Genomic DNA, 14368 nt, shown 5'->3' with positions numbered 1-14368 from the left:
ACTCCACCGCAGAGCCTCGACAGGCACGACTGGTGAATCCGGAATGCTGGTAAAAGATGGGTGGTAAAAGATTCCAGAATGCAATCCTGCCAAAACCCAAATCAGACGACGCTGACGCACTGAAAAACATCTCTCCACTTCTCCATCTCTCCTCTACCACTCTGCTCGTCTCCCTGTCTCATTGTCTCACCCTCTCTCCCCCCCATGAACTCCCGCCTCATCCGCAAACTCCACCGCTGGCTCGGGCTGGCCTTCAGCGTCTCCGTACTCATCGCCTCGGGAAGCGGGGTGCTGCATAATGTGATGACGCGCACGCAGGCGCCGCCTCCGCCGGTGAAGCCCTCGGGCGGGGGGATGGATGTGAATGCGATCAAGCTCAGCGTGGCGGAGGCGGTGGCAAAGCTGGGCGATGACAAGCCGGAGGTGCTGGCGGTGAACCTGCGCGGGATCGGCGGGCAGCCTTGGTACCAGATTTTCGTCAAGGCGCCGCCCACGCAGAAAATCTTCACCACCACCTCCAACGGCCCGCGCTACGTCAGCGCGGTGGACGGCCGTGTGGACCCCGCCATGGATGAGGCCTACGCGGCGGAGATCGCGTCCAAGTTTCTCGGCGGAGCCAGCGTGAAAAAAACGGACTACCTCACGAATTTTAACAGCGAGTACATCAACATCTTCCGCGTGCTGCCCGTGTATCGCTTTGATGCGGGCGATGCGCTGGAGACGCGCGTCTACGTCTCGACCACCACGGGCAGCATGACGCGGCACACCGACAGGCAGCGGCAGTTTGAGGCGAACATCTTCACCAACTTCCACAAGCTGGGCTTCATCCCAAACAAGGACACGCGCGACCTGGTGCTGACCGTGGTGAACATCGGGGTGTTTCTGGTGGCCTGCCTGGGCATCATGCTGTTCTTTGCCACGAGGCCGAAGAAAAAGTGAAACGTGGTGGAGCGCCGCGCAGGGAGCGGAGCGAGGCAGGGGCGCCACTGCCAGCGCAGGTGAGCGTGTGGCAGGGGGCGTGGACGGCGCAGGTCTCGGCGGCGATGGTGATTTTTTCGTAGGATGGCGATTTGGTCCTTCACCCTTTGATTCGGATGCGCTAGACGTATGCCTCATCACCCTATGAAAAAACTCTTCATCCTCGCCGCCACCTGCTTCTTTTCCCTCTGCTCCGCCCAGGCGGAAGTAGCGCCCTCCCACGCTGCCGCGCTGGAAAAAATGTTCGCCGTCATGAAGATGGACCAGCAGTATGAGGCCTCCCTCGTGGCCGGATTTGAGTCCGGCCTGGGCATGAGCGGAGACCAGATCAAATCTCTGCCGCAGGAGCAGCAGGACAAATTCAACGCCGCCATCGCCAAGGTGAAGATCAAGCTGATGGAGATGATGGGCTGGGCGCAGATGAAGGGCGAGATGATGGAGGCCTATGCCAAGGTTTTCTCCGAGAAGGAAGTGAACGACATCACCGCCATGATGGACTCGCCCACCGGGCAGATGCTGGTGTCCAAGCAGGTGATCATGGTCAGCGAGGCCATGAAGCGCACGCAGAGCAAGATGCAGGGCATCCTGCCTGAGATCATGAAGATCGTGCAGGACGAAATGACGAAGTAATCCGAACGCAGCAGGCCGCTCTTCTTTTTGAAATGCCGGGAGAGTCCCCGCGTACGAATGGAACTCACCATGACCTCCCGCATCCTCCTCACCCTGGCCATCAGCTCCCTGCTCACGCCCTGCACGTACGCGCAGGCACCGGCGGCGGAGCTGGTCTCCGTGGAAAAAATCTGGGACAAAGCCGCGCACAACGGCTTCACGGACCTGACGCGGTTTCAGAACCTGTTTTACTGCTGCTTCCGCGAGGCGGAGTCTGCGACCAAAGGGGAGGGCACCATCCGCACCCTCATTTCCGCCAGCGGCAAGACCTGGGTGGAAAACGTCACCCTGAACGACGCCGGCACCGACCTGCGCGATCCCAAGCTGATCATCACGCCGGATGACAAGCGCCTCTACCTCCTGTGCGAAGGCGTCTCCCCCACGGAGGGCCGCCAGCCGCGCTACTCCACCAGCATGGACGGGAAGGTCTGGACCCCGCGGCAAAAGCTGCTGACGAAGGGCGACTGGCTCTGGCGCGCCACCATCAATCCTGCGGACAAACGCTTTTACGGCGCGAGCTTCAACATCCACCCGAACTCCGGCGGCCCCGCGCCCGAAGCCGAGTGGTCGCTCAAGACCTACGCCAGCACGGACGGCAGCGTGTGGCAGCTCTCCTCCATCATGAAAGTGCCGGGCCAGCCCGGGGAAACCACCCTGCGCTTCCTCAAAGACGGCACGGCCCTGGCCCTCGTGTCCCGCAACGGCGGCGACCGCAAAGGCGTGATCGGCACCGCGAAAGCCCCCTACCGCGAGTGGACCTGGGCCGCCACCGGCCTCCCCCTCGGCGGCCCCAATTTCATCGAACTCCCCGACGGCAAAATCATCGCCGCCTCCCGCGGCTTCGGCGCCACCCCCGGCCCCCACATGGTCCTCTTCGCCATGACCCCCACCAGCCTCACACCAATTTTGGAGCTGCCAAGCGCCGGTGACTGCGCCTACGCAGGTTTGTACTGGCACGATGATCTGCTGCACGTGACGTACCACTCCAGCCACGAAGGCAAAACCGCGATTTATTATGCGCGGGTGAAGGTGAAGTGAGTCTTGTCCATGCGGAGCGGGCCCGTCATTGGCGGGCCTGCACAAACCAAACTCTGCCCGCGTAGCGAAGCTCGATGCCGCGCTCGCTGGATGTGACCCGCAAATCCCGCACGCTCATGCTGGTATCTGGGATGAAACAGGGACCCGGCACACCATCGAGCGTCCCGATGCGCACTTGCGATTCTGACACCTCGACATGGGACGGCTGTTCGCACGCCGGGCAGAAGAAATACAGCCATCGTTGTGCAGGCCACGACAAGCGAGACCCTTCCAGCACTTCTTCAAGAGTCGAAGGCTTGTGGCAATGAGGGCATGCGAGATTGGAAAGGATGTCGGGGACTCTTTTCATGACATGCCAAGAAGAAGAAACTCCAACGACGTGGGCGACTCAATGCTGCCTTCAAATCTGCATAGCGATTCATGCCCGGCAAGGAATCCAAAGTTTGCCCAATAGTAACAAAGATAGGCGCCCTGGACAGGCACGGGCATGGAAAAACTGAAGGTCGCACGACGCTGCGAATCCCGCTCCCGGCGAGAATAACGTGAAAACAACAGCTCAGCGACATCGCGCTCCACGCGGTTTGCCAGAGGATCGAGCGTGAAGAAAGCCACGAGATCCGTCCCCTCGTCCTTTCCGTTCAGTAGTTCGCTGACGGGAAAACGAGGCGCGTCCGAGCATCCGCTGAACAGGCGCTTCAGGGTCTCCGTGGGGATGGAGCGGCGGCGGACTTCCATGCGCGGAGCCCGCTGTCCATGATACTCATCCACCTCCGACATCACGATCCGCTCAAAGATGTTGAATGCATCGGAGCTCATGAGGAGGAAGAAGGCCTGGGCCTGCTGGAGTATTCAAGGACGGCTGGTTTTTGTCGAGTGGGATTCGATTTGTCAGATGCTGTGGGCACAACGCCCTGCATGAAGTGCGCAGACTCTATTTGATCGGCTCCGACGCCAGCCCGCCAACGAGATCCGCCAGGCGCTGGCCAAGCTGGCGCAGAATGTCATAATCCTGCGGCGAATGCAAACCGGCCGCCATCACCAAAACGCCGGGTTCGGTGACGGATAGATGGATGGGGCGCTCGTCAATCCAGAGGCTCCACACACGGCCTTTGCGAGTACGGATGAATTTGGCCGCAAGCTTGGTGATCATATCATCGATGTCGAGGAGCTGCTGATCGGTGATCGGCTCTGCGGTGATGACTTCGGCGGTTGGTCCCATGGCGTGGTGAGTCTGAAAGGATGAAAGAAAATGAGCACTGAACAGCTGGTATATCCGTGAGTTTGCCACCAGCGTCATTCGAGATGCCGGATGCTATGCAATGCCAACGAGCTGTAGAATTTGTCCATGCCGCAGCTTTCACCACTCATCCGAAGGCCGCTGCAAAGCATCACTGGCATGCCGATGTCCGGGCGGCAGCCACTCAAAGCCATTCTTCACTGCTGTGAGTCCGCGATCAGGTCCTGACGTGGGCGACCATCCGGCAGCAGTCGCCCAGCGGATGGCATCCACCGTGTGCCGGGGTGTGTGGTCGAAATGGAGGGAGTAGGTGTCCAGAAACAGGTAATGCGGCTGTTCCGGCTGACCCACGGTGACGCAGTCGGCACTGCAAAGCTCGCAATGCGCATCGTAGTGGTACAGCCATTCGCTGCCATCGATGACCAGCCTGCGAGTTCCTTTTTTGGGCCATGCCATATCAGATCAAATCCCTCAGCGGCGGCGGTGTGTGCAGCTCCATTTCCCAGTCTTCAAAAGGAGGATCCACTTTGAAGGTGGGATCGCAGTAGGAGCGGAGGTAGTCGGTGGCGCGTTTCTGCGCATGCTGGGCGTTCAGCACCTGGCCTTGGTCATCGAGTTCCAGCACGTTCGCAAAGATCGCGTAGGCCATCTCCAGGGCGCTGGGATCGCTGCCGTACAAGGAGAGGTAGTCGATGCCTTCCAGCATGTAGTGCGTGCCGCTGGACATGAAGTAGGCGAAGGTCCGCAAGGCACCGCTGAAGCTGTGGCTTAGTTTTTTCATAGGCAGGTGTTCGCTCATGCGGGAATGAGGGACGGATTTTCGATGTAGTAAACCCGGTCTGTATGTTGCAGCGGCGAAATGAGGCGCTTCTCGAGCTGCCAGTCGAGCGCCCTGCGGATGTGTTTCTCATCCATCGAGACCCACTCCCAGAGCATCATGTCAAAATTAAGCCAGCCTGCAGTCTGCCAGGCAAAGATGCGCATGCGATTGATCTGCTCGTGGCTGAAGCCTCGGCGTGTCAGCTCGGCAAGAACGTCGTCATACCAGTCGGCATCGTGCTCGGTATCCAGCACCTCTTCGCAGATGAGAGTCCAGGTGGAAAACTTTTCCCAGTGCGCCTGATTTTTCGGACATGCCGTCCCCGCCCGAGCGCGTGCCTGCGCCAGCGTAAACGACTCGCTACGGATGATGCCCTCAATAAACTCGGGGGTCACGACGGTCATGGTATGCGGACAAAATGACGGGCTGTAGTCACATTCCAGAGAGAAGGCTGAACAATGCTCAGTGGTTCTCGATAAACCGTGTCTGACATGCGCGACAGCCGACCTTTGACACTCCGCTTCATGCCGCATCGAGCTGGATGAAGGATGCGCGATTTTTCCGCGCGTAGTCGTGCAGTTCTTCGCCACTCCACCAGGCGGCGTTAGAGGTCACGCCGTCGAAGGTGGAAAAGTCGGAGTCTGCGAAGTGATCGAAGACTTCCTGGAGGTCCGGGCTGTCCAGCAGCCCTTTGTCCGCGTGCATCTGCCGCTCCCGGGGCAGGTGCTTGCTGGCCTCCCGGAGGATGCCTGTCTGATACGTGTTTCCCACGGCCTCATGCCCCTGAATGGCGACGCTGAAAAGATGCGGGACATTGTAGGCTGCCTGCGCAAAGCCGCCGTTGCCCACCTGATACTCCATCTCCAGGCACGCATAGTAAAACCTGGGCGGTTCAGGCCAGGCATCAAAGTCATTTTTTGAGTTCACGCGCTCATAAAGCAAGGCCATGAGCTGCTCGCTGATGGTCCATGGTTCCATGGGAGATTCGGCATCTTCATCGAAGAGGTCCTGGAAGGTTTCGAAGAGTGGCATGGCTGGAGCTTGGGGTTTTATTTCTGGCAGCGTACAGGCCCAATGCGATGGCAGGCATGGCCTGGGCAGGCCTCGGGCATCCTTCGGGCTCAGTTTTTGGGCTTCGCCTCGTTGACGATTTTTTGGAATTCGCCGATGAATTTCGGGATGGATTCGCTCTTGGGATTGGAAGTGGTGATGCGGGCCTTGATCGCGTAGCCGCCCTGGATCTTTGCATAGATGAACGACATGAGGATGACACCTTGAGCCTGGGCTGTGTAGGCACCCCTGGACCAGCCAGCGGTTTCATTCTCGGCGGTGGGCTGGTAAAATTTGACGTTGGCGTAGGTGCCTGTTTTTTCGAGCTGCTTCACCGCTTCCAGGCTCTCCTCCACCAGGGCGGCGGCTGACGTGGTCTTCTTTGGGTCGATCTGCCGGATGAAGACGGTCACCTCCACCTGTTCATCATCGTAGGGGACCGCCACGCCTGCTTCACCCGGCGCCGCTTCGTAGGGAGTGACCTCACCGCGTGCCAGCCCGCCGAGAGTTTCCGGGAGAGAGATGCCCGTCTGCACATGCTCATACGGTGTGCCCGCCAGGGCGAATGAGGAGAGAATGCTCATCGTCAGAATAAGAAGTCGTTTTTTCATGAAGTGATCCAGTTTGCTGCCTCGTGCGTGCGGTTTCATGAATCTACAGAAAATGCCACATCATGCCACACTTTACCTCAGGCCGACTGCTCTCTGCGTGGAACGGGCAGCAGCAGGTGCAGCTCGGTAAAGCTGCGGTAGTACTCCATCTGCGGACGTGAGGGATCGATGCCGTGCTGCTGGATCATGGCTCCGAAGGAGGGGCCGATCTGGTCGGTCTTGGATGACCAGTCGAGCATCTTCACCCGTGCGCAGGGGCCGGCGGCGATCTCGGTGATGGGAAAGCCGAGGGCAGCGAAGCGGCGCTCCTCGATTTCATTGTCCGGCACGAGTCCGGCGTGGTAGTCCAGGCCTGTCTCCGTCTCATAGACGAGGCCGTAGAATTTGCGGCCCTTCAGGCTTTTGAGGTGCGCCTCCAGAGCACGGAAGGCGGCGCGATTGCCTTCCGGGAACTTCGCGGAGCGGGCGGTGATCAGTCGCAGCGCGGGCTGCTGAATAATCGTGGCCGTCATGGTGTGTGCGAAGGCGTGCCGCCCAGCGGAGCCAGCGTGGTGGCGTCCGGAGTGACACCGGGTCCGCCGAAGGTGCGCAGCAGCTTTCTCAGGAGGATCTGGCTCAGTGCGATGGCACCGACCCCATAGCAGATGATGATGAGAAAGTGGGAGAACTGCAGCGTGGGGAAACCGGGCAGCGCCGCCGCTTTGAACACAAAGGGGCCGGACAGCGGGCCGATGAAGAGAGAAAGCCAGTAGGCGAGGTCGGTGGTGGGTTTTGTCTTCATGGTGGTGGCGGATGGATGAGCGGTGATGATGCGCTGCATGCGGAGCTGGAAAGAAGGTTACTGCTCAAGGACTGGCGACTGTTTTGAGGATCTTGCTTTCCAAAAAGTCGAAGGCTGCGGGCAGCGACTGCTCCACCATGGGAAAGGTGTGGCCGCCGCTGAGGCGCATGATTTCCACGGACATCTTCAGCGCCTTGGCATCGGCCAGAAAGGCTTCGTTCATCTGGCGCTCGGCCGCGTGGTCGGCATAGGCCACGAAGAGTGGCAGGGCTTGCAGGCGTGGCAGCAGGAGGCGCGGATCGACCGTGCGCCAGAATTGGGGATCGGTGCCGAAGCGCGGGGGCACGGCGTAGTTCTGACCTTCCTCGGCGATCTGCGGGCGCGGGAAATCGAGAATGCCAATGAGCGATGCCACGGCGGCGAAGTCGGCGGGACGACGGCAGGCGGTGTACATGGCGCCATAGCCACCCATGGACCAGCCGCCGAGGGCGCGCTGCGCGGCCGTGCGGCTCACTGGAAAATGTTTTTCCGCCAGGGCGATGACTTCATCCACATAATCCGCGTAGCGGTCTGTGGGTGTGACGGGAGAGTTCACATACCAGCCGTCCCGCCCGCGTGGCAGCACCACGGCGCACTTCGCGGCAAGGACGCGCTCGCGCGTGAGGGGATTTTCCAAAAGCGTGCGCTCATGGCGGCCACGGCCATGCAGAAAATAGAGCACCGGCAACGGCGCGGAGGTGAGCTCTGCGCCCGGTGGCAGAACGACGAGGAAGCGCATGGCCACACCGCTGAGCGCGGCGCTCTTGAATTCGCAGGACCAGATGCGCGGCTCCACCTGGGCGATCTGCGGTGCAGACGCAGGTGTCGCTGGCGCTGCACCTTCTTTTGCCACGGCTTTCTTCTCTGCGCCTGTGCACACGGAGGCTGCGGACATGCCGAGGAGGCACGCAGTGAGGAAGAGGCGGGTATGAGATGTCATGAAGCAGTCAATGACGCATGACATTCATCTGTTCATTCATTCGATGTGAGGTCGGCAGACACATCGCGCTGGTGATTATCCCTCCCGAGGCCCCGGCCACTTACGCCTGGGGCTCCACGGCTCTTTCTTGGGTGGCGTGCGCCGGCCATCGACGGTGCCGTCGCGCGCATCGATGGCGGTGGTGCGTTCGGCGACGAGCTGGCGGTTCAAGGTTTGGGATTCTTCGAGAAGTTCAAGCAGGGCCTCGATCACGAGTCCTGCCTGACCGATATCGCGCTCCAGCTGCGCGATGCGCTGCTCCACCTCGGCCACGCGCGAGTCTTCCTCGCGCTGCTGCCGCTGCTGCCGAAACCTTTCCCGCTGAAAGGCCGCGTTTTGACGCTGGGAAGCCTCCGCGAGGTCGCGCAGATGACTGGCCTGCGCCTGCTGAGGAAAGAAGAGGTCGAGGAAGTCCATGCGAGGAGCGAGTTGCGACGATGGTAGGGATTTCGCGCTGCGCAGCGACTACAAAATGAGGCGGAGAGTGGATGCTCAGGCATGCACGAACTTGGAGTGCCTGCACCCGCCCACCGCTGTCTGCTCAGCTCGCGCGTCACGGATGTGCGACGTCGCTCCAGGTGGGATCCGGATCGCCGTGCGAGGATGAATTGATCTTTTCGCGCAAAAGACTGATGAGCTGGATGAAGAGGCTGGACCTTCGAGGGCGGGCGTACAGCTGCGCGGCGGTGCCGCGTTCGAAATAGATGCCCACAGCAAAGGGTAGCGGTGGTTCCGGTGCATTGTAATGAGGAATGGACACCTGAATCTCGGTCGCCGAATGCGGCGCAAGCGTGTGCAATCCGGCACCGGTGCCGCACCAGCCCAGGCTGTGAGTTTTCCAGCCGGAAGGCTCCGCGATCCTGTAGCTGTAATGCGGAGCGGAGAGCCCTTCGCCATAGTAGGAAAAGGAATCGTCGGTGTCGTTCGCGATCCGGAAGGTGGCGAGCCGTCCGTATTCTCCCTCATGAAACCCCACGAAGTGTATCGACGGGCCGGACCTCAGGACGAGCCACAGCATGCTTCCCACCAGGAGCGTCCCGATGAGCGAGAGAAGGATGAACTTGGGTTTCATGCAGCAAAGCTCAAGTCGGCATGAGGGTGGAAATGGAGGAGCTTCATGGCCTTGCCCACACACCACGCTCCAGCATCACGATGCCTTGGGGTCGAAGTGTACTGCGGCCTGCGCTTCGGGTGGAAAGCAGAGGGCCGATGGAGAGAGGGCGTGTTTTCACAAACGGACTGCCGGCGCGGAGGGAGTCCGCCGTACGGCCGCCCGGACTCGCACCACCATCGGTCCAGAACACCCGATCAGCCATAGCGGCAACAGGCCTGCGCCTACCACGCATGAAAAGACTGCCATCGATGGCTCCCATCGCGGCTCATCGCAAAAGCCCTGGCCCGGTGCTGAGGCGTGGTAGTAAACCTGGATGGGTTCGTCAGAATGATAGCTGCGCGCCACGCGCGGAGCATGCGTGCGCACACGAAAGCTCATGCCCTCTGCCGTGTAGCCGACGACGAGGGTGTCGTGATCTTCAGGATGCATTTCAAGCACCTTCCCCATCACGCTGCGTCCTTCCGCCAGATAGCGGCGCGACTCCTTCCATTGAAACCATGTTCCGACCGCGCAAAAGATAACCATCGTTGCTGCAAAGAACAGCCAGGCCACCCGCATCCGCGGCTCCTCTTTGACAACACGCAAGGCCGAGCGCGCCGCGTAAACGGTCAGGATGCTGAGTGGAACAAGAACGATCAAGCCCACTGCTGCAATCAGCGCCCGCGAATCGCCTGGCTTCATCACCTCTGCCGGGCAGGCCACGGTCAGCAAAATCGACAGCAGGGTGCCGATGACAAGGCCGGAAAGCAGCGGATGTTTTTGCAGAAGTGACATCACCGGTGGTTATTGCCTGAAGGTTCGCAAAATGAGGTGGGGAGTGGAGCTTTGATGCCGACGTGCCAGGTCGGCTGACACTGACTTGAAGATCTCACCGGGCAGAAGGTTCATTGTCCCAGCTTCAAAACGGAGAACAAAACACCGAGAACAAAGAGAGTCACGATGCAGGCAGCTGCTGACAGCAAGAACTCCCGCGCCTTTCTCTTGTAGCCCCGGCCGCTGTAGTACAAAGCGCAGATGATGGGCCAGAGTGTCAGTGCAAACATGAACGCAAACAAACGTCCGGCCCACGAAAGCGGCTCCTGCGCGATCAATGCCTCGGCACGATCTTTGAGTTCAAGATCTGCCACTCTTTCCGGAGGCAACCCCCGCCGCTCCCACTCTGCTTGAGCAGCTGCGATCGCTTCTGGCTGGTATCCGGCAGGATTTCGCAGCATCTCACGCAATTCCTCGTCGCGCCTGAGCGGCAGCTTGTCCCAAAACTCTTTTGGCAGTGTCATAGGTGGTCTGATGGCTTGGGCTTCTCTCAGATCAATGTGCCTGCTGCGTTGAGGATTTGAAAGAAGCATTCCGTTTCAGCCCCCACACGAGTGCCCGTCCCGCGCCCTTGCTCCGCACCAGTCCGATGTCCTCTTCAAGGCGGCGTGTCCACTCCGGGCAGGGGCGCTCGTAGGGCAGGCCCAGCTTGTCCCGCAGCTCCACCCACGTGGTGCCCGCGCGGCTGCGCCGGAGATGCTGCTGGATGGCGGATTTGAATTCGTGGTAGGTCATGGCAGTCGCGGATAGGCTGTGCGAAGGTGGGCAGGGTGCAAGGGCGGAGTTTCAGGCAGCCTAACGCGGCGGCGATGGAATCACAGGGCACGCTTCATTCTCTTTGTAGCGACGAATCAGCGGGGATTTCGTCAAAGAACTGTCTCCACAGACCGTCTTCCGCATCGTCATCGACATCCCAGACACGGAGTCCACCTTTGCCGGTCTGGCGGAAGAAGTAGCCGGTGATGCTGTCGTAGCGGGAGTAGGCGCTGTCCTGGAAGATCAGGACTTCGCCTTCGGTGAATGAATCTCGAAGTGCGGCGAAGGTCTTTTTCACGCGATACCCATGGCCTCGCTGGAATGGACCATCGTGCGGGCCGCCGGCATTGGGGGAGGTGCTCATTGTTTCAACCTGCCCTCATTTCTTCACGCGGCTGTCATGCCACGGGCACCCCATCAATCGCATAGAACTGCGCATTCGCGGCACCTTCGCGCAGGGTTCTGGCGTGGCGGTATTCATCCGAATGGAAGAACTGCTGCGCGGCCTCATAGGTGGGAAATTCGAGAATGACCACGCGATTGGTCTCCTCCGGTCCTTCCAGCGTCATCGACTCGCCACCGCGTGCCACAAAGCGGCCGCCGTATTGCGCGATGATGGCGGGCGTGAGCTTCATGTACTCCGCGTAGCGTATCCAGTCGGTGACTTGGACGCGTCCGATGATGTAGGCTGGCATGGGGTGGGGGGGGTGTTTGCGTTTGCAGAGCAGAACATTTCTCTTCTTCATTCGGGAGCCTGGCCGCTGCGGCGGGTGCTCCGATCATATTCGGCCAGTTCATTGTCCTGCCAGCTCATCGAACGCTCGTCGTCCTCCATGAGGGAATCATGATCGCAGGAATCAAAATAGCCGGCGAAGAAATCCTGCAGGGTTTGAGTGTCGCCTCGGCTGTGCATGATGACGGTGATCTCATCGGAGCGTGCCGCCACGGCAGGAGAGATGTCCGCGGGCCTCAGTTCGCAAATGCGGATCAGGATTTTGAAAGCATAGGCGGTGAGGCGTGGATCGGAGTCTGAGAGCTGCGCGATGAGGAAGGCTTTGGAATCGGGATACTGCTCGGCGAATTCCAAGCACACCTTGTGCTGGGGTGGCATGCGCCAGGTCGGCCCCACTTCTCCGGACATGACGCATTCGCTTTGCTGCCATAGAGGAACCAGGGCCTTCCAGTCCACTTCCAGGTCTCCGGTGAAATGATAGACAGGTTCCATGGTCCGTACCTACTGCGAGGAGGGAGTTTTGTCGGGCGGATTTTTCATCAGCCACAGAATGGCTGCGGCGATGTCATTGTAAAAGACGCGGTGGTGCAGATCTCCAAATGCCAGCCGCGCGAGATACGCGATGGCCGTGTTTGGCACCACGATGGCCACGCTCAGGGCAGACTCCTTGAGCTCGGAAGAAAACGACTGCTGCGTGAGCACGATCTCGATCGGCGGGCGCTCCAGCTCCAAGGCGTCATACAGCACCCGCTTGCACCCGGTGTCCGCCTGCAGCGCGATGACGCGGCGCTGGCATTCGCCAATGAGCTCCTCCGTGGGAATGCCGCGAATGCGTGCGACGATGATCTCGCCGACGAGTTCGACCCAGAGCTGGGAGGTGGGGTTCATGGTGCGGGTCAATCAACCAAGTCTCCTGGCATTCTCAAGATCACGTCTGGCAGCAGCTTCATGCCGGTGTGCCATGTTTTGAGGTCGAGCTTCTGCGTCTGACCGTCCTGTTTCACGATGAGATCAATCTGGTCCTCCTCCGCGTTTTCTCCAAGATCATACAGCTCCTGAAACGTGATCGGCTTTCCACGATAGGTGATGGTTTCCTTCCCAGGGCCAGTGTTGTGATCAAAGATCACGGCCTTTTTGTGCACGCAGGAGGTGGCGGAGAGAAGCAGCGCGGCGCAAAGGAGCGCACGCGCTGATGCTTGATGCAGGTGCGGGAGAGGTTGCGTCATGGAGAAGCTGGCTGAGGGGTTCTCTCGACGGCTGGGTGTGGCGGAGCGCTGACCGACAGACAGGAGTTTCTGTCGTACTACACCAGATCCTTCCGCGTAAACGCCGCGGCCACGGGGTAGCCCTTTGCTTCGATGGCTTCGCGGCCGCCTTCGGAGCGGTCCACGAGGATGAGGGCGAAGGCGACTTTGCCGCCTTCTTCTTCGATGGCTTCGATGGCCTTCAGCGTGGAGCCGCCGGTGGTGATGACGTCATCGACGACGACGACGGGCTGTGATGTGATGAAGTTCCCCTCGATGCGTTTGCCACGGCCATGGCCTTTGGCTTCCTTGCGCACCACAAAGGCCTGTACAGGCGGGGTATCGCCGGCCATGCTGGAGCTCATGGCGACGGCGAGGGTGATAGGGTCCGCCCCCATGGTGAGGCCGCCGAGGGAGCCGATGCTGAGGCCGCGCTTCGCTTCCTCCTCGCGCAGCAGCGCATGCAGCACGCGGCCCACGAGGACGGCGCCGCGGGAGTCGAGGGTGGTCACGCGGCAGTCCACGTAGAGATCGCTCTCCTTGCCGGAGGCGAGGGTGAACTTGCCGGTCTTGATGGACTTGGCTTTGAGGATTTGCAGGAGTTCGGCGCGGTCTTGTTCGAGGGACATGGGAAAGAAATGGATGCTGGATGCTAGTGGCTGGATGCTGGATGCTCAGTGCTGGATTCGGTGTCGTCGTCGTTTGCGGCGTTTTCGGAAAGGGGTTCTTCTTTGTTTTCGGCGGGTGGTTCAGGCGCTTCAGAGGCGGTTTCGGACACGGATTCTTCTTCCGCTGCATCGGCGTCAGACTCAGCCTCAGTCTCAGTCTCAGCAGCTTCTTCGGCAGAGGGCGCGGCTTCTGCTTCCGTGCCTGCTGTCTCGGCGCTGCCTTCCGCGGAGGCTGGCGCAGCATCCGGCGCCGGGACGACGCCGTCCACGGTGAGCGTCACACCGACGGCTTTGGCGGCATCGGCGGCGGGGCCGCCGAAGGCGAGGAGGGTGGCGACTTCGTCCTGCATGTCGGCGATTTCATCGAGGCGGAGCTCGGGATCGCGCACGATGAAGATTTCGCCGGTCTTGCGATTTTCGTAGAAGAGCATCTTGGCGCCATCCACTTCCTTCTCGGCGGTCTGGGTGAGCTGGCGTTTGCGCTCCAGCATGAGGGCGAGGATGTAGCGGGCATTTTCGGTGCGGGGGTCGCCTTCCTCAATGAAGCGCTGGAGGAGGGCCTGGGCGCTTTCCTTCGGAGCGATCTCCGGCTTGGCCTCCACGAGGACTCGGCTGTAGATGGTCTTCCAGGCGGCGACGGGCTTGCGCTGCTCCTGCTCCTGCGGCCAGGCTTCGGCGCAGACATCGCGGCGGACGTAGCCGTTTTCCTCGGGATCAAAGTGAATGGCGGTGTGGAAGACCTCGCCGTCCTCAAAGGGGCGGCCGGTGAGGGCGCAAACGTGGGCGCGGCTGCGGATGGACCAGTTTTGCTGCATCAGCGATGATTAAAGTGACAGGT

Annotated in this window: 26 protein-coding genes; 3 read left to right on the top strand and 23 right to left on the bottom strand. The window is 60.4% G+C overall.

Annotated features, from left to right (window positions below; genetic code table 11):
* The first annotated feature begins 204 nt into the window (after positions 1-204).
* The 3 genes from ACILSO_RS14820 to ACILSO_RS14810 all read left to right on the top strand — a co-directional run bounded on the left by ACILSO_RS14820 (position 205) and on the right by ACILSO_RS14810 (position 2685).
* Positions 205-939, top strand: coding sequence for a hypothetical protein (locus tag ACILSO_RS14820; RefSeq protein WP_395738204.1), 735 nt, complete (start codon positions 205-207; stop codon positions 937-939).
* A gap of 183 nt (positions 940-1122) precedes the next feature.
* Positions 1123-1608, top strand: coding sequence for a DUF2059 domain-containing protein (locus ACILSO_RS14815; protein ID WP_395738203.1), 486 nt, complete (start codon positions 1123-1125; stop codon positions 1606-1608).
* A 69-nt stretch (positions 1609-1677) separates the two neighbouring features.
* On the top strand, positions 1678-2685 hold the full coding sequence (locus tag ACILSO_RS14810) for a sialidase family protein (protein WP_395738202.1): 1008 nt from the start codon (positions 1678-1680) through the stop codon (positions 2683-2685).
* Between the two features lie 25 nt (positions 2686-2710).
* Here ACILSO_RS14810 and ACILSO_RS14805 read toward each other — a convergent pair whose 3' ends face one another.
* The 23 genes from ACILSO_RS14805 to ACILSO_RS14695 all read right to left on the bottom strand — a co-directional run bounded on the left by ACILSO_RS14805 (position 2711) and on the right by ACILSO_RS14695 (position 14345).
* Complete coding sequence (locus tag ACILSO_RS14805; RefSeq protein ID WP_395738201.1) at positions 2711-3034, bottom strand: hypothetical protein; 324 nt, start codon at positions 3032-3034, stop codon at positions 2711-2713.
* Positions 3031-3501 (bottom strand): hypothetical protein, encoded by a 471-nt coding sequence (locus ACILSO_RS14800; protein ID WP_395738200.1) that lies wholly within the window; start codon positions 3499-3501, stop codon positions 3031-3033. Before ACILSO_RS14800 ends, ACILSO_RS14805 begins: the two co-directional genes overlap by 4 nt.
* 115 nt (positions 3502-3616) lie before the next feature.
* Positions 3617-3904, bottom strand: coding sequence for a hypothetical protein (locus ACILSO_RS14795; protein WP_395738199.1), 288 nt, complete (start codon positions 3902-3904; stop codon positions 3617-3619).
* Positions 3905-4042: 138 nt separating this feature from the next.
* A complete protein-coding gene (locus tag ACILSO_RS14790; protein ID WP_395738198.1) occupies positions 4043-4378 on the bottom strand; it encodes a hypothetical protein in 336 nt (111 codons plus the stop codon).
* A gap of 1 nt (position 4379) precedes the next feature.
* Positions 4380-4703 carry a hypothetical protein gene (locus tag ACILSO_RS14785; protein ID WP_395738220.1) on the bottom strand — a complete coding sequence of 108 codons (324 nt, stop codon included), beginning with the start codon at positions 4701-4703 and terminating at the stop codon, positions 4380-4382.
* A 14-nt stretch (positions 4704-4717) separates the two neighbouring features.
* Complete coding sequence (locus tag ACILSO_RS14780) at positions 4718-5146, bottom strand: hypothetical protein (protein WP_395738197.1); 429 nt, start codon at positions 5144-5146, stop codon at positions 4718-4720.
* Positions 5147-5264: 118 nt separating this feature from the next.
* Positions 5265-5774 (bottom strand): hypothetical protein, encoded by a 510-nt coding sequence (locus ACILSO_RS14775; protein WP_395738196.1) that lies wholly within the window; start codon positions 5772-5774, stop codon positions 5265-5267.
* A gap of 89 nt (positions 5775-5863) precedes the next feature.
* On the bottom strand, positions 5864-6403 hold the full coding sequence (locus ACILSO_RS14770; protein ID WP_395738195.1) for a hypothetical protein: 540 nt from the start codon (positions 6401-6403) through the stop codon (positions 5864-5866).
* 77 nt (positions 6404-6480) lie between these two features.
* Complete coding sequence (locus ACILSO_RS14765) at positions 6481-6915, bottom strand: hypothetical protein (protein ID WP_395738194.1); 435 nt, start codon at positions 6913-6915, stop codon at positions 6481-6483.
* Positions 6912-7223: a hypothetical protein gene (locus tag ACILSO_RS14760; RefSeq protein ID WP_395738193.1), complete on the bottom strand. Its 312-nt coding sequence runs from the start codon at positions 7221-7223 to the stop codon at positions 6912-6914. Before ACILSO_RS14760 ends, ACILSO_RS14765 begins: the two co-directional genes overlap by 4 nt.
* 25 nt (positions 7224-7248) lie before the next feature.
* The gene (locus ACILSO_RS14755) at positions 7249-8163 is read right to left on the bottom strand and encodes an alpha/beta hydrolase (RefSeq protein WP_395738192.1); all 915 of its coding nucleotides are present in this window, start codon (positions 8161-8163) and stop codon (positions 7249-7251) included.
* 75 nt (positions 8164-8238) lie between these two features.
* On the bottom strand, positions 8239-8619 hold the full coding sequence (locus ACILSO_RS14750) for a hypothetical protein (protein ID WP_395738191.1): 381 nt from the start codon (positions 8617-8619) through the stop codon (positions 8239-8241).
* Between the two features lie 136 nt (positions 8620-8755).
* Positions 8756-9274: a hypothetical protein gene (locus tag ACILSO_RS14745; protein WP_395738190.1), complete on the bottom strand. Its 519-nt coding sequence runs from the start codon at positions 9272-9274 to the stop codon at positions 8756-8758.
* A gap of 156 nt (positions 9275-9430) precedes the next feature.
* On the bottom strand, positions 9431-10090 hold the full coding sequence (locus tag ACILSO_RS14740) for a hypothetical protein (protein ID WP_395738189.1): 660 nt from the start codon (positions 10088-10090) through the stop codon (positions 9431-9433).
* Positions 10091-10200: 110 nt separating this feature from the next.
* Positions 10201-10662: a hypothetical protein gene (locus ACILSO_RS14735; RefSeq protein WP_395738188.1), complete on the bottom strand. Its 462-nt coding sequence runs from the start codon at positions 10660-10662 to the stop codon at positions 10201-10203.
* Positions 10625-10864 carry a hypothetical protein gene (locus ACILSO_RS14730; protein WP_395738187.1) on the bottom strand — a complete coding sequence of 80 codons (240 nt, stop codon included), beginning with the start codon at positions 10862-10864 and terminating at the stop codon, positions 10625-10627. The genes ACILSO_RS14735 and ACILSO_RS14730 overlap by 38 nt, the downstream gene beginning before the upstream one ends.
* Positions 10865-10958: 94 nt before the next feature.
* Positions 10959-11249: a hypothetical protein gene (locus tag ACILSO_RS14725; RefSeq protein WP_395738186.1), complete on the bottom strand. Its 291-nt coding sequence runs from the start codon at positions 11247-11249 to the stop codon at positions 10959-10961.
* A gap of 34 nt (positions 11250-11283) precedes the next feature.
* Positions 11284-11580, bottom strand: coding sequence for a DUF1330 domain-containing protein (locus tag ACILSO_RS14720; RefSeq protein ID WP_395738185.1), 297 nt, complete (start codon positions 11578-11580; stop codon positions 11284-11286).
* A gap of 47 nt (positions 11581-11627) precedes the next feature.
* Positions 11628-12110, bottom strand: coding sequence for a hypothetical protein (locus ACILSO_RS14715; RefSeq protein ID WP_395738184.1), 483 nt, complete (start codon positions 12108-12110; stop codon positions 11628-11630).
* A gap of 9 nt (positions 12111-12119) precedes the next feature.
* Complete coding sequence (locus ACILSO_RS14710) at positions 12120-12506, bottom strand: hypothetical protein (protein WP_395738183.1); 387 nt, start codon at positions 12504-12506, stop codon at positions 12120-12122.
* An 8-nt stretch (positions 12507-12514) separates the two neighbouring features.
* Complete coding sequence (locus tag ACILSO_RS14705) at positions 12515-12844, bottom strand: hypothetical protein (RefSeq protein WP_395738182.1); 330 nt, start codon at positions 12842-12844, stop codon at positions 12515-12517.
* A 77-nt stretch (positions 12845-12921) separates the two neighbouring features.
* The gene (gene pyrE / locus ACILSO_RS14700; RefSeq protein WP_395738181.1) at positions 12922-13491 is read right to left on the bottom strand and encodes an orotate phosphoribosyltransferase; all 570 of its coding nucleotides are present in this window, start codon (positions 13489-13491) and stop codon (positions 12922-12924) included.
* 23 nt (positions 13492-13514) lie between these two features.
* The gene (locus tag ACILSO_RS14695; protein ID WP_395738180.1) at positions 13515-14345 is read right to left on the bottom strand and encodes a hypothetical protein; all 831 of its coding nucleotides are present in this window, start codon (positions 14343-14345) and stop codon (positions 13515-13517) included.
* Positions 14346-14368: the final 23 nt, after the last annotated feature.

The sequence above is a fragment of the Prosthecobacter sp. genome (assembly GCF_044226605.1).
Classification (GTDB): domain Bacteria; phylum Verrucomicrobiota; class Verrucomicrobiia; order Verrucomicrobiales; family Verrucomicrobiaceae; genus Prosthecobacter.
The sequence above is the reverse complement of the archived record's forward strand: the minus strand, read 5'-3'. Positions and strand labels throughout refer to the sequence as shown.

Coding starts and splice junctions, on each gene's coding strand:
- ACILSO_RS14775 (WP_395738196.1), bottom strand. CDS start 5,774: ATGCCACTCTTCGAAACCTTCCAGGACCTCTTCGATGAAGATGCCGAA.
- ACILSO_RS14820 (WP_395738204.1), top strand. CDS start 205: ATGAACTCCCGCCTCATCCGCAAACTCCACCGCTGGCTCGGGCTGGCC.
- ACILSO_RS14770 (WP_395738195.1), bottom strand. CDS start 6,403: ATGAAAAAACGACTTCTTATTCTGACGATGAGCATTCTCTCCTCATTC.
- ACILSO_RS14760 (WP_395738193.1), bottom strand. CDS start 7,223: ATGCAGCGCATCATCACCGCTCATCCATCCGCCACCACCATGAAGACA.
- ACILSO_RS14710 (WP_395738183.1), bottom strand. CDS start 12,506: ATGAACCCCACCTCCCAGCTCTGGGTCGAACTCGTCGGCGAGATCATC.
- ACILSO_RS14740 (WP_395738189.1), bottom strand. CDS start 10,090: ATGTCACTTCTGCAAAAACATCCGCTGCTTTCCGGCCTTGTCATCGGC.
- ACILSO_RS14735 (WP_395738188.1), bottom strand. CDS start 10,662: ATGCTTCTTTCAAATCCTCAACGCAGCAGGCACATTGATCTGAGAGAA.
- ACILSO_RS14815 (WP_395738203.1), top strand. CDS start 1,123: ATGAAAAAACTCTTCATCCTCGCCGCCACCTGCTTCTTTTCCCTCTGC.
- ACILSO_RS14695 (WP_395738180.1), bottom strand. CDS start 14,345: ATGCAGCAAAACTGGTCCATCCGCAGCCGCGCCCACGTTTGCGCCCTC.
- ACILSO_RS14790 (WP_395738198.1), bottom strand. CDS start 4,378: ATGGCATGGCCCAAAAAAGGAACTCGCAGGCTGGTCATCGATGGCAGC.
- ACILSO_RS14745 (WP_395738190.1), bottom strand. CDS start 9,274: ATGAAACCCAAGTTCATCCTTCTCTCGCTCATCGGGACGCTCCTGGTG.
- ACILSO_RS14780 (WP_395738197.1), bottom strand. CDS start 5,146: ATGACCGTCGTGACCCCCGAGTTTATTGAGGGCATCATCCGTAGCGAG.
- ACILSO_RS14715 (WP_395738184.1), bottom strand. CDS start 12,110: ATGGAACCTGTCTATCATTTCACCGGAGACCTGGAAGTGGACTGGAAG.
- ACILSO_RS14795 (WP_395738199.1), bottom strand. CDS start 3,904: ATGGGACCAACCGCCGAAGTCATCACCGCAGAGCCGATCACCGATCAG.
- ACILSO_RS14785 (WP_395738220.1), bottom strand. CDS start 4,703: ATGAAAAAACTAAGCCACAGCTTCAGCGGTGCCTTGCGGACCTTCGCC.
- ACILSO_RS14720 (WP_395738185.1), bottom strand. CDS start 11,580: ATGCCAGCCTACATCATCGGACGCGTCCAAGTCACCGACTGGATACGC.
- ACILSO_RS14765 (WP_395738194.1), bottom strand. CDS start 6,915: ATGACGGCCACGATTATTCAGCAGCCCGCGCTGCGACTGATCACCGCC.
- ACILSO_RS14810 (WP_395738202.1), top strand. CDS start 1,678: ATGACCTCCCGCATCCTCCTCACCCTGGCCATCAGCTCCCTGCTCACG.
- pyrE (WP_395738181.1), bottom strand. CDS start 13,491: ATGTCCCTCGAACAAGACCGCGCCGAACTCCTGCAAATCCTCAAAGCC.
- ACILSO_RS14750 (WP_395738191.1), bottom strand. CDS start 8,619: ATGGACTTCCTCGACCTCTTCTTTCCTCAGCAGGCGCAGGCCAGTCAT.
- ACILSO_RS14705 (WP_395738182.1), bottom strand. CDS start 12,844: ATGACGCAACCTCTCCCGCACCTGCATCAAGCATCAGCGCGTGCGCTC.
- ACILSO_RS14725 (WP_395738186.1), bottom strand. CDS start 11,249: ATGAGCACCTCCCCCAATGCCGGCGGCCCGCACGATGGTCCATTCCAG.
- ACILSO_RS14730 (WP_395738187.1), bottom strand. CDS start 10,864: ATGACCTACCACGAATTCAAATCCGCCATCCAGCAGCATCTCCGGCGC.
- ACILSO_RS14755 (WP_395738192.1), bottom strand. CDS start 8,163: ATGACATCTCATACCCGCCTCTTCCTCACTGCGTGCCTCCTCGGCATG.
- ACILSO_RS14805 (WP_395738201.1), bottom strand. CDS start 3,034: ATGAAAAGAGTCCCCGACATCCTTTCCAATCTCGCATGCCCTCATTGC.
- ACILSO_RS14800 (WP_395738200.1), bottom strand. CDS start 3,501: ATGAGCTCCGATGCATTCAACATCTTTGAGCGGATCGTGATGTCGGAG.